The organism is Streptomyces sp. NPDC107454 (genome assembly GCF_055582885.1).
Genome location: NZ_JBVJPA010000002.1, coordinates 720,078 through 733,888, shown reverse-complemented (window position 1 = coordinate 733,888; position 13,811 = coordinate 720,078). Strand labels below are relative to the sequence as shown.

Here is a 13,811-nt window from a genome sequence, read left to right as displayed (position 1 = left end):
CGCCCGAGGAGGAGTGTCAGCTCCCCGCGCCCGAGCGCGGGGGGCGACCCCTCACGCCGTCCCGTCCTGGCCCGCTCCCTGCCCCGCACCCCCGTACCGCCTCTCGAACTGTGCGATCCGGCCCTCGGAGTCCACGGTCCGGGCCTTGCCCGTGTAGAAGGGGTGGCTCTCCGAGGAGATCTCGACCTCGACGACCGGGTAGGTCTCGCCGTCGTCCCACTCGATGGTCTGGTCGCTCGTCGCGGTGGACCGGGTGAGGAACGCGTACCCGGCGGCGCGGTCGCGAAAGACGACGGCGTGGTAGTCGGGGTGCTTGTCCTGCTGCATGGGTGCTCCTTGGGGGAGAGGGGCGGGGGCCGGTCAGCCGGACGCGGTGTCCTCGTCGACGATGTGCATCGCGGCCTCCTCGGCCGAGGCCGCGGCCCCGTCGATGCCGACGTCGGTGGCGATCAGACCGCTCTCGTCGTCCTCGTGCGCTCCTTCATTGGGGGCGACGAGACGACCGGAGCGGCTGGCGCCCACTTCGTTGTCCCAGGCTTCGCCGTCGGTGCCCTGGCAGTCTCCGATGCCGTCCCCGTCCGGCTCGGCGACGTCGGGCATCTCCTCCGCGAGGCGCTGGTCCAGGCTCTCGCCCTGTCGGCGCTCCGCGGCGGTCACCCCGGAGTGCTCCACCGCCCACGGCCGCTCCGGCGGGGACCAGCCCCGGTCGAGCGGGTCACCGACACCGTCGGAGAGCAGGGTGTCCTCGGAGTCGAGCAGCCCCGCGTCGTCCTGTACCTCGGATCCGTCGGGCTGGTAGACGTCGTCTCCCCATCCGTCGACGCTGTTCACGGGTACCTCCAGGTGATGCGGGCGAGCCCGATCCCACCGCGCTCGACGGCGGGCGCGCGGGCCACTCGACACAGGCTTCGCCCTTCGCGAACCGGGTGGTTCCCGGGCGTTCCCCGAGCCGGTGCCGATATCCAGCCTTCCACTCCGGTTCGGCACTGCGCAACGCCACACGGTCCGAGGCGGTACGGGCCCGCCCGCGCGGGCAGGTCCAGGGCACCGGTGCGACCGCTTCCGCACACGAGCCCGGACCGCACCGGCAGGGCACCCTCACCCGTGCCAGGACCTCCACAGCGCCGCGTAGGCGCCGTCCGCCGCGACCAGCTCGTCGTGACTGCCGAGCTCACTGATCCGGCCGTTCTCCACGACGGCGATGACGTCCGCGTCGTGGGCGGTGTGCAGCCGGTGGGCGATGGCGACCACGGTGCGTCCGTCGAGGACGCGAGCCAGCGAGCGTTCCAGGTGACGGGCCGCGCGCGGGTCGAGCAGCGAGGTCGCTTCGTCCAGCACCAGGGTGTGCGGATCGGCGAGGACCAGCCGGGCAAGGGCGATCTGCTGGGCCTGGGCAGGGGTGAGCGCGAGCCCGCCCGAGCCGACCTCCGTGTCCAGACCGTCGTCCAGCGCCCGCGCCCAGCCCTCCGCGTCGACCGCCCCGAGTGCCGCCCACAGCTCGGCGTCGACCGCTCCCGTCCTGGCGAGCAGCAGGTTGTCGCGCAGGGAGCCCACGAAGACGTGGTGCTCCTGGTTGACCAGGGCCACGTGGGAGCGGACCGCCTCGGCGGGCATCCGGGACAGTTCGGCCCCGCCGAGCGTGACGCGGCCGTCCCGGGGCGCGTAGATCCCTGCGAGCAGCCGGCCAAGGGTGGACTTGCCCGCACCGGAGGGTCCGACCAGCGCGAGCCGGGTACCCGGGGCGACCTCCAGGGAGACGTCGCGCAGCACGTCAACCCCGGCCCGGTAGCCGAAGCGCACCTCGTCCGCGCGCACGTCCCGCCCCTCAGGGATCATCTCCGGGTCGCCCGCGTCCGGCTCGATGTCCCGGACACCGACCAGCCGGCCCAGCGACACCTGGGCGACCTGCAGCTCGTCGTACCAGCGCAGGATCAGGCCCACCGGATCGACGAGCATCTGCGCGATGAGCGCGCCCGTCGTCAGCTGCCCCACACCGATCCAGCCCTGAAGGACGAAGACCCCGCCGATCATCAGGACCGAGCAGAGGATCATCACGTGCGTGACACCGATGACCGGGAAGAGCACCGTGCGCAGCCAGAGCGTGTAGCGTTCCCAGGCCGTCCACTCCTTGATCCGGCGCTCCGACAGGTCGATGCGGCGCTCGCCCAGGCGGTGCGCCTCGACGGTGTGGCCCGCGTCCACGGTCTCGGCGAGGGCGGCGGCGACGGCGGCGTAACCGGCGGCCTCGGAGCGGTAGGCGGACGGTGCGCGCTTGAAGTACCAGCGGCAGCCGATCAGCAGGATGGGCACGGCGACCAGTACGGCGGGGGCGAGCGGCGGGGCGGTCACCGCGAGCCCGCCGAGCAGCAGAGCCACCCACACCACGCCGATGGCGAGCTGCGGTACGGCTTCGCGCATCGCGTTGGCGAGCCGGTCGATGTCCGTGGTGATGCGGGACAGCAGGTCGCCCGTGCCGGCCCGCTCGAGAACGCCGGGCGGCAGCCCGACCGACCGTACGAGGAAGTCCTCGCGCAGATCGGCCAGCATCCGCTCGCCGAGCACGGCCCCGCGCAGCCGCACCTCGCGTACGAAAACGGCCTGCACGACGAGTGCGACGGCGAACAGCGCGGCGGTGCGCTCCAGATGGAGCTCCCGCGCGTGGTCCGAGACCCGCTCGACGATCGAGCCCAACAGGTAGGGGCCGGCCATCGAGGCCACCACGGCCACCGTGTTGGCGGCGATGAGCAGCAGGAAGGCCCGACGGTGCCGCCGGAAGAGTTCGGTGACATAGGCGCGTACGGTCGCGGGGGCGCCGACGGGCAGGGTGTGCGCCGTCGTCGGGGCCGCCGGGTCGTAGGCCGGTGGGGCCAGGCCGATCATGCGGTCTCCTCGATTTCTTCCAGTTCCTTCAGTACGCCGCCCAGGTCGGCCTCGTCTTCTTTCCGCACGCGGCTTCGCGCGGGCCCGTCCTCTTCCCGCACACCGCTTCGCGCGGCCTCGTCATCGGTCTCCCGGGTCACCACGGCCCGGTACCGCGGCTCACCGCGTACCAGCTCGCGGTGGACGCCGACCGCCGCGACCTCGCCGTCGTGCACCAGAACGACCCGGTCCGCGTGGTCCAGGAGCAGCGGCGAGGAGGTGAGGACGACCGTCGTGCGTCCGGTGCGCAGGGCGCGCACCCCGTCGGCGATCCGGGCCTCGGTGTGCGAGTCGACCGCGGAGGTCGGCTCGTCGAGGACCAGCACTTCGGGGTCCGTGATCAGTGACCGGGCCAGGGCCAGGCGCTGGCGCTGGCCGCCGGAGAGGGAGCGTCCACGTTCGGTGATGCGGGCCTCCATCGGGTTCCCTGCGTCCAACGACCCCTGGGTGAGCGCGTCCAGGACGTCGCCGCACTGCGCGGCGGTCAGTGCGGCCTCGGCGCTGACAAGACCCGAGGAAGGCACGTCGAGCAGCTCGCGCAGCGAGCCGGACAGCAGCACCGGGTCCTTGTCCTGGACGAGGACGGCCGTACGGGCGGAGTCGAGCGGCAAGTCGTCGAGGGGTACGCCTCCGAGGAGCACCGAGGTGCCCCCCTCCGTGGGGTGGCCACCCAGCCGCGCGGCGAGCGCACCCGCCGCGTCCGGGTCGCCGCACACCACGGCGGTGAGCCGCCCGGCGGGCGCGAGCAGCCCGGTCGCGGGGTCGTACAGATCGCCGGCCGGCACCTCGGCCGAGCGCGATCCGCCGCTGTCCATGGCCCGTTCCAGGGACAGCACCCGGGCGGCGCGCTTGGCGGACGGGCGGGAGAAGGAGTAGGCCATCGCGATCTCCTCGAAGTGCCGCAATGGGTATGTGAGCAGCATGACCGCGCTGTACACGGTGACGAGTTCGCCGACCGTGATCCGGCCGTCGCGGGCCAGGTGAACGCCGCGCCAGATGACGGCGATCATCAGCAGGCCGGGCAACAGCACCTGGATGGCCGAGATCAGCGACCACATACGGGCGCTGCGCACGGCGGCGCGGCGGACCTCCTGGGAGGCGCGGCGGTAGCGGTCGAGGAACAGGTCCTCGCCGCCGATGCCGCGCAGCACGCGCAGGCCCGCGACGGTGTCCGAGGCCAGCTCGGTGGCGCGGCCGGCCTTCTCGCGCTGGAAGTCCGCGCGCCGGGTGGCACGAGGCAGCAACGGCAGTACGGCGAGCGCCAGGACGGGCACACCCACCGCGACGAGTATGCCGAGCGCGGGCTGGTAGACGACCAGGCCGGCACAGACCAGCACGACGGTCAGGGCGGCTGCCGCGAACCGCGACAGGGCCTCCACGAACCAGCCGATCTTCTCGACGTCGCCGGTCGAGACCGCGACGACCTCGCCGGCCGCGACACGTCGCGTCAGGGCGGAGCCCAACTGGGCGGTCTTGTGGGCCAGCAGTTGCTGGACGCGCGCGGCGGCGGTGATCCAGTTGGTGACCGCGGCGCGGTGCAGCATGGTGTCGCCCAGCGCGATGCAGGCGCCGCAGACTGCCAGCAGCCCACCGGTCAGGGCGAGTCGGGTGCCGGAGCGGTCGACGACTGCCTGGACGGCGAGGCCGACGCAGAACGGCAGCCCGGAGACGGCCACGAAGTGCAGCAGTCCCCAGGCAAGGGCCTTGAACTGCCCGCCGAGCTGATTCCGGCCGAGCCACCACAGGAATCGGGGACCCGAGCGCGCGTCCGGCACACCCGGGTCGGGATAGGGAAGGTCTTGAATCTGCATGACGTCCCAGTGGCTCGTGTAAGGGGTGGGGTCAGGGGGTGGGGCCGGGGCGATGCCGTGGCGTTCCGGCGACCGGCCGACCGTGGGGGGTCGGCAGCAAACCGTGAAAGGTTCGCGTCACGGCGCGACCGGAGGCAAACGGTTTTTCATCCCAGGACATGGATTCAGGACAGAGAATCGGGACACGCGTTCGGGAGACAGGAGTTGGGTCAGGGGCTCCGAGGCAAGGCTGGGACCGCTTCCGGCCCATCGAAAGGGTGCCCGGAAAGGCAACACCTGACCGAGAAGTCGAGGGGGTAGGGGTTATTCGTCCGATACGTGATGCAACGATGGGTCGCATGCGAAAAGACGGTGCGAGGCGTACGGGGTTCACCGCTGTGGCGTGCGGTGCCCTTGCTGTGTTCCTGTCGGCCTGCGGGGGCTCGGGAGGGGGGAGCGGCGCGGTGAAGGACCACGGCGGAGCCGGTGCCAAGGGCGAACAAGCCCCCGCGCGCACCGTCGATCTGACCCGGATACCCGAGGTCGGCAACCGTCTGCAGGCCCGGATCCCGTCCAACGCCCACCAGGTGGTGGCGGTCTACGGCGAGGGCAGGGACTCCGCCGACGCCACGGTCGTGCTGTACGCGAAGTCCGGATCCACCTGGGAGGTGCGGCGTTCCTGGCGCGCGCACAACGGGACGAAGGGCTGGACCACCGACCATCACGAGGGCGACAAGCGCAGCCCCGTCGGGGTGTTCTCGCTCACCGACGCGGGCGGAGTGCTCGACGACCCGGGTGCCCTGCTCCCGTACGACCACTCGGCGGCCTATCACGCTCCCCGTGACTGGGCCAGGTCTCACTGGCACGACTTCGACTACGTCGTCGCCATCAACTACAACCGCCGCGTGGGAACCCCGCCGGACGACCCGGACCGCCCCCTGGGTCAGTCGAAGGGCGGCAGCATCTGGCTGCACATGGACCATGGCAGCGGTACGTCCGCGTGTGTCAGTGTGCCCAAGCCGGCCATGGAGTACCTCCTGCGGACGCTCGACCCGCATCAGCACCCCGTCATCGTGATGGGGGACAAGGCCGATCTGAAGGTGTAGCGGCCGTGGCCGACCGGGCCGCCCCGCGTGGCGCGGTGACCGAGAGCCCATTGCGGGGCGGGCCGACTCCCCCGTAGAACACCGCACATGAGAAGACGGATCGTCATGTCCATGCTCGCCGGAGTGATTCTCTCGGCGAGTACCTTCCTGGGAGCAGGCCCGGCCTCGGCGGCATTGCCGGCGGGCGCCGCCGGGCTCGCCGCCGCCCCCGTCCGGCCGGCGGACCGGGTCGCCGCCACGCCCCGCGACGCGCCCTCCGGGGCGCCCGCCGGGACTGCCGCCGATACGTCCGCCGATGTGCCCGCCGCGACTGCCGCCGATGCGCCCGCCGAGTTCGGCACCGACTGGCACGACCCGCTGACCGCCGCCCCGCCGGTGGCGAACCCGGCCACCACGTCCTGTGCGGTGACGGTCGCCGAGGCGCAGTTCCGTGACTTCACGCCGTATCGGGGCACGTACACACCGCCGAGCGGCTGCGGCGACCACTGGAGCAAGGTCGTCCTGCGACTCGACGGCAACGTCAAGGGGCGCCAGTTCGACCGGCTCGGCTATCTGCACATCGGCGGCGTGGAGATCTTCCGTACGTCCACGCCGGAGCCTTCGCCCGACGGCATCGAGTGGTCCGTCGAGAAGGACGTGACCAGGTACAGCGACACGTTCCGGCGCGGCGGCGACGTCGAGATGCTCATCGGGAACGTCGTCGACGACACGTACACCGGAGTCCTCGACGTGAAGGTGAGCCTGACCTTCTACGCGCAGGGCGGCGCGGTGAAGTCCGCCGCGACCCCCGACCGTGTCCTCACCCTCCAGGACGGCACCCTCACCACCCCGCGCAACAGCGAGCGCATCGTCGCCGAGGTGTACGCGACCGGCTCCGGTGGCGGCTGCGAGGAGTACTGGTACCTGACGGTGCCCGACCCCGCCCCGTACTCCTGCAAGGCGGGCAAGGGCCCCTATCGCGAGGTGCAGATCAAGGTGGACGGCCAACTCGCGGGCATCGCCGAGCCGTTCCCGACCGTGTGGACCGGCGGCTGGTCCAACCCCTTCCTCTGGTACGTGATCCCGGGCCCACGCGCCTTCGACATCAAGCCGATCGAATACGACCTCACGCCCTACGCCGGTCTCCTCAACGACGGTCGCCCGCACCGGATCGACGTCTCCGTCGTAGGCGTCCCCGCGGGCCAGACCGGCTGGAGCACCCCGGTCGACGTCCTCGTCTGGCAGGACGCGAAGCGCGCGCACGTGAGCGGCGCGCTCACCGAGGTCAGGGCGGGCGACCTCACCAACTCCTCGACGTACACCCCCGGTTCGCAAGAGCGGCTCGACACCGTGGGCGGACACCGGCTGACGACCGCCGGATACGTCGACACCTCGCACGGCCGGGTGTGGACCACCGTGCGCCGCACGCTCGCCAACACCTCCGCGCACCACTGGACCGACGGTGAGAACACGGACGCGCTCAAGGCCACCTGGACCGACGACGAGACGGTCACCGTCGACGGGCGCGGACCGGTCGGCGTGAGGCGCACCCATCGCACGTACACCATGGACGGCACCACGACGCTCGCCGCGGACGACCGGTTGCGGACCGTGCTGACGCTCGGCGACCGGGCCGCGGTCGGCGAGACGCGCGGCGGCCGGCGCACCACGTGGTCCCGGCTCGACGACACGTACGCGGGAGACGCGACGTATACCGCGAACGTGCCCCGCGACCAACGGCATGCGGTCGGTACGACGAGTGAGCGCTACCGGCTGTACGGCTCGGACGGCTGCTACCACCGCGTTCTGGTCACCGCGCAGGGAGTGTTGACGCGGGACCGCAGCGACTGCTGAGCCTGCTGGGGCTCCGGGCGCGGCGGCACCGGCAGCTCCTCGATAGTGATCGCTGCGGAAGGAAGTTTCCGCATACCAGAAGTCTCCTTGGAGGAGTGCCCGTGCCGCCGTCCGTACCGTCCCCGCGACGCGTCGCACGCATACTGCGTACCTCACTGTTCGCGCAGGTCGCCTGCGCGCTCGTACTCGGAATCGTCGTAGGAAGGTTGTGGCCGGACACGGCCACGACCTTCCAGCCGCTCGGCGACGGTTTCGTACGCCTCATCAAGGCGGTCATCTCACCGCTCGTGTTCTGTGTGGTGGTCGTCGGCATCACCAAGGCCGGTGACCTGAAGGCCTTCGGCCGGATCGGGTTCAAGGCCCTGGTCTGGTTCGAGGTCGCGTCCACCGCCGCACTGCTCCTCGGGCTGATCGCGGCGAACGTCGTCGGCCCGGGCTCGGGCATGCACGCCGACCCCTCGAAGCTCGACGCCTCGGCCGTCGACGGCAAGACCGGCGGCGGCTCGCTCCCGTCGACCGGCGAGTTCATCCTGAACGCGCTGCCGCAGAGCGCGGTCGGGGCCTTCGCCGAGAACTCCCTGCTCCAAGTCCTCGTCCTCGCCTGCCTGGTGGGCGCGGCACTGCTTCACCTCGGCAACTCCAAGGTGCCCAAGGTGCTGCCGGCCGTCGAGCAGGTCCAGGACGTCGTCTTCGCGATCGTCGGCTTCATCATGAAGCTGGCCCCGCTCGCGGTGTTCGGCGCGATGGTCCACCTGGTGGGGGAGTACGGGCTCGGCGTCATCAAGACGTACGGCAAGCTGATCGTCCTGTGCTATGCGGTCGCGCTGCTGTTCCTCGCGCTGCTCGCCGTCGCTCTGAAGGCGGTCACGGGGCTCAGCCTGTGGAAGTTCGTCCGTTACACCCGCGAGGAGATGCTGCTCGCGCTCGGTACCGCCTCCAGTGAGACGGTCATGCCGCGCATGATGCAGAAGCTGCGCCAGGCGGGCTGCCGCGACGACGCCGTGGGCCTGGTCCTGCCCACCGGCTACTCCTTCAACCTCGACGGCGCCTCGATCTACCTGTCGATCGGTACGTTGTTCATCGCGCAGGCGGTGGGCGTGGACCTGAGCCTGGGTCAGCAGATCACGGTCGTCCTCGTGCTCATGCTGACCAGCAAGGGCATGGCGGGTGTGCCGGGTTCCGCCTTCCTCGCTCTGTCGGCGACGGCCTCCTCGCTCGGGGTCATCCCCGCCGGAGCCGTCGCCCTCCTCCTCGGCGTGGACCGCATCATGGACTCGATGCGCGTCGCGACCAACCTCCTCGGCAACTGCGTCGCCGTCTTCGCGGTCTCCCGCTGGGAGGGTGCGCTCGACACGGAGCGGGCGAAGAAGATGCTGGACGGCGAGATCGCGTTCGTAGAGGAGGACGACGAGCCGCCGACGCGGCAGTCGCCGACGGTCCCGGGTCGGTCAACCGACCTCGGGGACAGGATCCTTGGCTGACTGGACGGGGACTCCCGGCTCGACCGAGTGAACGGAGACCTCTGGCTCGACCGAGTGGACGGGGACTTCCGCCCTGGTCGACTCGGGCTCCGGTTCCGCCCCGGCGCCTCCGGAACGGGCCGCGCGCACGCACTCCAGCCGTACGGAGTGGGGCCGCGGCCCGTCGCGTTGTCCGCCGCGTGACGAGGCCGCCCGCGGCAACCCCTCAGCAGCGGTGCTCAAGCCTGGGCATGCCGTCCACCAGCGTGTCCAGCAGCCCCCCGAGCACCTCGCGCTGCTCGTCCGTCAACGGCGCCAGGATCTCCTCCGCGGCCGACCTGCGTGCCCCGCGCAGCTCGCGCAGCGCCTCGCGCCCCTCGTCCGTGACCTCGATCCGGATCACCCTCCGATTGGTGGGATCGGGGACCCGGCGCACCTTCCCGCTCGCCTCCAGGCCGTCCACCAGCGTGGTCACGGCCCGGGGCACCACCTCCAGGCGCTCGGCGAGATCCGCCATGCGCGGCGGTGAGCTGTAGTGCGCGAGCGTGCGCAGCAGTCGGGACTGGGCCGGGGTGATGCCCAGTTCGCGCTGCTCCAGGTGCCGCTTCTGGATGCGGTGCACACGTCGGGTCAGCCGCAGCAACTGCTCGGCGAGCAGGCCGTCGGCATCGGGGGTGGTCATACGGGAACAATAACAGGATGCGGTTCATTGTGAGTATAGGTAACAATGAGCTAAGCTCCGCCAGTCATTGTTTCCCTGCCCTGTGTAACCGTCGTCTCACCTCCCGTAGGAGCCCATGCGTCCCGACCAATCCACCTGGACCCCGTCACCCGCCGAGGGCGAACAGCCACGGCAGGTGCGCCGCATCCTGAAGCTGTTCCGGCCCTACCGCGGCCGCCTCGCGATCGTCGGCCTGCTGGTCGGCGCCTCGTCCCTCGTCACCGTCGCGACCCCCTTCCTGTTGAAGGAGACCCTGGACGTCGCGATCCCCCAGGGCCGCACCGGTCTGCTGAGCCTGCTCGCGCTCGGCATGATCCTCAGCGCGGTCGTCACCAGCATCTTCGGTGTCCTGCAGACCCTGATCTCCACGACCGTCGGCCAGCGCGTCATGCACGACCTGCGCACCGCCGTCTACGGCCGGCTGCAGCGCATGTCGCTCGCCTTCTTCACCCGGACCCGCACCGGCGAGGTCCAGTCCCGCATCGCCAACGACATCGGCGGCATGCAGGCGACCGTGACCTCCACCGCCACCTCGCTGGTCTCCAACCTCACCAGTGTGGTCGCCACGATCGTCGCGATGGTCGCCCTGGACTGGCGGCTCACCGTGGTCTCGCTGCTCCTGCTGCCGGTCTTCGTGTGGATCAGCCGGCGCGTCGGCAACGAACGCAAGAAAATAGCGACCCAGCGCCAGAAGCAGATGGCCGCGATGGCCGCCACCGTCACCGAGTCGCTCTCCGTCAGCGGCATTCTGCTCGGCCGCACCATGGGCCGCGGTGATTCGCTCACCAAGGCGTTCGAGGCCGAGTCCGACAGCCTGGTCGACCTCGAGGTGAAGTCGAACATGGCGGGCCGCTGGCGCATGTCCGTCATCGGCATCGTCATGGCCGCCATGCCGGCCGTCATCTACTGGGCCGCGGGCATGTCCCTCCAGTTCGGCGGCCCGTCCGTGTCGATCGGCACGCTCGTCGCCTTCGTCTCGCTCCAGCAGGGTCTGTTCCGGCCGACGGTCAGCCTGCTGTCCACCGGCGTCCAGATCCAGACCTCGCTCGCGCTCTTCCAGCGCATCTTCGAGTACCTCGACCTGCCCATCGACATCACCGAGCCGGAGCGCCCGGTCCACCTCGACCAGGTCAAGGGTGAGATCCGTTTCGAGGACGTCGAGTTCCGCTACGACGACAAGAGCGGCCCGATCCTCGAGGGCATCGACATCACGGTCCCCGCGGGCGGCAGTCTCGCCGTCGTCGGCCCGACCGGCTCCGGCAAGTCCACGCTCAGCTATCTCGTGCCACGGCTGTACGACGTCACGGGCGGCCGCGTCACGCTGGACGGCGTCGACGTACGCGACCTCGACTTCGACACGCTCGCCCGCGGGATCGGCGTCGTCTCCCAGGAGACGTACCTCTTCCACGCCTCGGTCGCGGACAATCTGCGCTTCGCCAGGCCCGACGCCACCGACGAGGAGTTGCAGGCGGCGGCGAGGGCGGCCCAGATCCACGACCACATCGCGTCACTGCCCGACGGGTACGACACGGTCGTGGGTGAACGCGGCCACCGGTTCTCCGGCGGCGAGAAGCAGCGCCTCGCCATCGCCCGCACGATTCTGCGGGACCCGCCTGTCCTCATCCTCGACGAGGCGACCAGCGCCCTGGACACCCGCACGGAGTACGCCGTGCAGGAGGCCATCGACGCCCTGTCGGCCAACCGGACGACGCTGACCATCGCGCACCGGCTCTCCACCATCCGTGGCGCCGACCAGATCGTCGTCCTGGACTCCGGCCGCGCGGTCGAACGCGGCACGCACGAGGAGTTGTTGGAGCGGGAGGGGCGCTATGCGGCGCTGGTCCACCGGGACGCCGAACTGGAGCCGACAAGATGACGATATGCCGGGTTTGTAGGCTTTAGCGGGTTACCGTGCCCGCATGCAGATGAACACTCCGCCACGGAGCACGATTCGACTGACGCGCCGGGGCCGGGTCGCCCTCATCGCGACCGGAGCCGTCGTGGCGGCCACCGCCGTGACGGTGCCGCTGCTCACCCTGACCACGGAGGACGAGGAGACGCGACCCACGTCCCTCGTCATCCCGGAGGGCTGGCGCACCGGCCAGGTCTACGAGGCTGTCGACAGGGCCCTCGCGCTGCCCCTGGGATCCACCAAGAGGTCCCTGGCCAAGGCCAACCTCAAGTTGCCCACCTACGCGGAGGGCAACCCCGAGGGCTACCTCTACCCGGCGAAGTACCCCCTCGACAAGACGGCGACCCCCGAGTCCCTGCTGGCGCTCATGGTGAACACCGCGAACAAGAAGTTCAGCGGCAGCCCCCTCACCGCGGGCGCCCAGCGCAACGCGATGAACCTCTACCAGGCGATCACCATCGCCAGCATCATCCAGGTCGAGACCTCCACCAAGGCCGACATGGGCAAGGTGGCCCGGGTCATCTTCAACCGCCTGGAGCGGGGTATGCCGCTGCAGATGGACGCGACCCTCGACTACGCGCTGAACCGCTTCACGCCGACCACGACCACGAACGACACGAAGCTCGAGAGCCCCTACAACTCGTACCAGCGCATGGGGCTGCCGCCCACACCGATCTCCAACCCCGGCCAGGCCGCGATGCGTGCCGCGATCAACCCCACCCCGGGCAACTGGCTGTACTTCGTCACGGTCAAGCCGGGCGATACCCGGTTCACGGCCAGCTACGAGGAGCAGCAGAGGAACGTCGCCGAATTCAACCGGCTCCGCAGGAGTGCCTCACCCTCGACCTCGCACTCACCCTCGCACTCGATTTCGACCCCGGTTCCGGGCTCGCCGTCCGCCTCGGCCCCGAGCTGAGGCCCGCTGCCCGTTGCGACCCCGCCCATCAGGTCTCCGAGCCGGCCACGGGGCATCAGGCGCCGACGGTCACTCCCGCCAGCAACCGCCTGATGTCCCGTACCGCCGCGCGCCCGGCGCGGTTGGCGCCGATCGTGCTGGCGGAAGGCCCGTACCCGACCAGATGGATCCGGGGATCGGCGAGCGCGCGCGTCCCCTCGACGCGGATGCCGCCGCCCGGCTCACGCAGCCGCAGCGGCGTCAGATGATCGAGGGCGGCGCGAAAACCGGTCGCCCACAGGATGACGTCCGCGTCGACGTGACGTCCGTCCGCCCACTCGACACCGTCCGGGGCGATCCGGTCGAACATCGGCTGCCGGTCCAGCACGCCGTCGGCCAGCGCCTGCCGGATCGCGTCGTTCAGCGGCAGCCCCGTCACCGACACGACACTCTTGGGCGGCAGTCCCTGCCGTACCCGTTCCTCCACGAGCGCGACGGCCGCGCGCCCCACGTCCTCGGTGAAGGGTCCGTCACGGAAGACGGGCGGCCGCCGTGTCACCCAGGTGGTCGCGGCCGCGTACGGGGCTATCTCCATCAGATGCTGGGTGCCGGACGCGCCGCCGCCCACGACGACCACCCGCTGCCCGGCGAACTCCTCGGGCCCCGGATACTGCGCCGTGTGCAACTGCCGCCCCCGGAAGGTCTCCTGGCCCGGATAGCGCGGCCAGAACGGCCGGTCCCAGGTGCCCGTGGCATTGATCAGCGCCCGCGTCGACCACGTACCGTCGGAGGACTCGACCAGCAGCCGCCCGCCGGTGCCCTCCCGCACCGCCCGCACGTCCACCGGCCGCCTCACCCGCAGGTCGAAGGTGCGCTCGTAGGTGTCGAAGTACTCCGCGATCACCTCGGAGGACGGCCGCGCCGGGTCGGCGCCCTCCAGCTCCATACCGGGCAGGGAGTGCATCCCGTGCACCTTGCCGTACGTCAGCGACGGCCACCGGAACTGCCAGGCGCCGCCCGGACGCGGTGCGTGATCCAGCACCACGAAGTCCCGTTCCGGCTCGAAACCGCTCCGCCGCAGGTGATAGGCGCTGGACAGTCCTGCCTGCCCAGCGCCTATGACGACGACATCGACCTCGCGGACTCCACGCGCCTGCGCCCCGGTGTTGTTCACG

11 protein-coding genes are annotated in these 13,811 nt (G+C 70.9%); 5 read left to right on the top strand and 6 right to left on the bottom strand.

Translation table 11 applies throughout. The features are described from left to right. Positions 1-51 precede the first annotated feature (51 nt). The 4 genes from ACZ69M_RS07420 to ACZ69M_RS07405 form a co-directional block, all read right to left on the bottom strand. A complete protein-coding gene (locus ACZ69M_RS07420; protein WP_352046802.1) occupies positions 52-327 on the bottom strand; it encodes a type B 50S ribosomal protein L31 in 276 nt (91 codons plus the stop codon). A 33-nt stretch (positions 328-360) separates the two neighbouring features. Further along, entirely contained in the window at positions 361-831 is a 471-nt protein-coding gene (locus ACZ69M_RS07415; RefSeq protein ID WP_067372614.1) for a DUF5709 domain-containing protein, read from the bottom strand. A gap of 267 nt (positions 832-1,098) precedes the next feature. After that, entirely contained in the window at positions 1,099-2,880 is a 1,782-nt protein-coding gene (locus tag ACZ69M_RS07410) for an ABC transporter ATP-binding protein (protein WP_470047462.1), read from the bottom strand. Continuing rightward, the gene (locus ACZ69M_RS07405) at positions 2,877-4,730 is read right to left on the bottom strand and encodes an ABC transporter ATP-binding protein (protein ID WP_470047460.1); all 1,854 of its coding nucleotides are present in this window, start codon (positions 4,728-4,730) and stop codon (positions 2,877-2,879) included. Before ACZ69M_RS07405 ends, ACZ69M_RS07410 begins: the two co-directional genes overlap by 4 nt. A 338-nt stretch (positions 4,731-5,068) precedes the next feature. On the opposite strand from ACZ69M_RS07405, the gene ACZ69M_RS07400 reads away from it, so the two are divergent. The 3 genes from ACZ69M_RS07400 (at position 5,069) to ACZ69M_RS07390 (ending at position 9,129) form a co-directional block, all read left to right on the top strand. After that, positions 5,069-5,815 carry a hypothetical protein gene (locus ACZ69M_RS07400; protein ID WP_470047458.1) on the top strand — a complete coding sequence of 249 codons (747 nt, stop codon included), beginning with the start codon at positions 5,069-5,071 and terminating at the stop codon, positions 5,813-5,815. An 87-nt stretch (positions 5,816-5,902) separates the two neighbouring features. Beyond that, positions 5,903-7,648, top strand: a complete 1,746-nt coding sequence (locus ACZ69M_RS07395) for a peptide-N4-asparagine amidase (RefSeq protein ID WP_470047456.1) — start codon at positions 5,903-5,905, stop codon at positions 7,646-7,648. A 101-nt stretch (positions 7,649-7,749) separates the two neighbouring features. Continuing rightward, on the top strand, positions 7,750-9,129 hold the full coding sequence (locus tag ACZ69M_RS07390) for a cation:dicarboxylate symporter family transporter (protein WP_470047454.1): 1,380 nt from the start codon (positions 7,750-7,752) through the stop codon (positions 9,127-9,129). Between the two features lie 205 nt (positions 9,130-9,334). On the opposite strand, the gene ACZ69M_RS07385 is transcribed toward ACZ69M_RS07390, so the two are convergent. Further along, a complete protein-coding gene (locus ACZ69M_RS07385) occupies positions 9,335-9,790 on the bottom strand; it encodes a MarR family winged helix-turn-helix transcriptional regulator (RefSeq protein WP_067372629.1) in 456 nt (151 codons plus the stop codon). 115 nt (positions 9,791-9,905) lie between these two features. On the opposite strand from ACZ69M_RS07385, the gene ACZ69M_RS07380 reads away from it, so the two are divergent. Together ACZ69M_RS07380 and mltG are read left to right on the top strand one after the other, a co-directional pair. Beyond that, positions 9,906-11,705, top strand: a complete 1,800-nt coding sequence (locus ACZ69M_RS07380) for an ABC transporter ATP-binding protein (protein WP_470047452.1) — start codon at positions 9,906-9,908, stop codon at positions 11,703-11,705. Positions 11,706-11,748: 43 nt separating this feature from the next. Beyond that, entirely contained in the window at positions 11,749-12,657 is a 909-nt protein-coding gene (gene mltG / locus ACZ69M_RS07375) for an endolytic transglycosylase MltG (RefSeq protein WP_470047450.1), read from the top strand. A 55-nt stretch (positions 12,658-12,712) separates the two neighbouring features. On the opposite strand, the gene ACZ69M_RS07370 is transcribed toward mltG, so the two are convergent. Continuing rightward, positions 12,713-13,810 carry an NAD(P)-binding domain-containing protein gene (locus ACZ69M_RS07370; RefSeq protein ID WP_470047448.1) on the bottom strand — a complete coding sequence of 366 codons (1,098 nt, stop codon included), beginning with the start codon at positions 13,808-13,810 and terminating at the stop codon, positions 12,713-12,715. Position 13,811 lies beyond the last annotated feature (1 nt).

Excerpts from the sequence above, each read along its gene's own strand:
- ACZ69M_RS07420 (WP_352046802.1), bottom strand. The coding sequence starts at position 327 with ATGCAGCAGGACAAGCACCCCGACTACCACGCCGTCGTCTTTCGCGAC.
- ACZ69M_RS07410 (WP_470047462.1), bottom strand. The coding sequence starts at position 2,880 with ATGATCGGCCTGGCCCCACCGGCCTACGACCCGGCGGCCCCGACGACG.
- ACZ69M_RS07405 (WP_470047460.1), bottom strand. The coding sequence starts at position 4,730 with ATGCAGATTCAAGACCTTCCCTATCCCGACCCGGGTGTGCCGGACGCG.
- ACZ69M_RS07400 (WP_470047458.1), top strand. The coding sequence starts at position 5,069 with ATGCGAAAAGACGGTGCGAGGCGTACGGGGTTCACCGCTGTGGCGTGC.
- ACZ69M_RS07395 (WP_470047456.1), top strand. The coding sequence starts at position 5,903 with ATGAGAAGACGGATCGTCATGTCCATGCTCGCCGGAGTGATTCTCTCG.
- ACZ69M_RS07385 (WP_067372629.1), bottom strand. The coding sequence starts at position 9,790 with ATGACCACCCCCGATGCCGACGGCCTGCTCGCCGAGCAGTTGCTGCGG.
- ACZ69M_RS07380 (WP_470047452.1), top strand. The coding sequence starts at position 9,906 with ATGCGTCCCGACCAATCCACCTGGACCCCGTCACCCGCCGAGGGCGAA.
- mltG (WP_470047450.1), top strand. The coding sequence starts at position 11,749 with ATGCAGATGAACACTCCGCCACGGAGCACGATTCGACTGACGCGCCGG.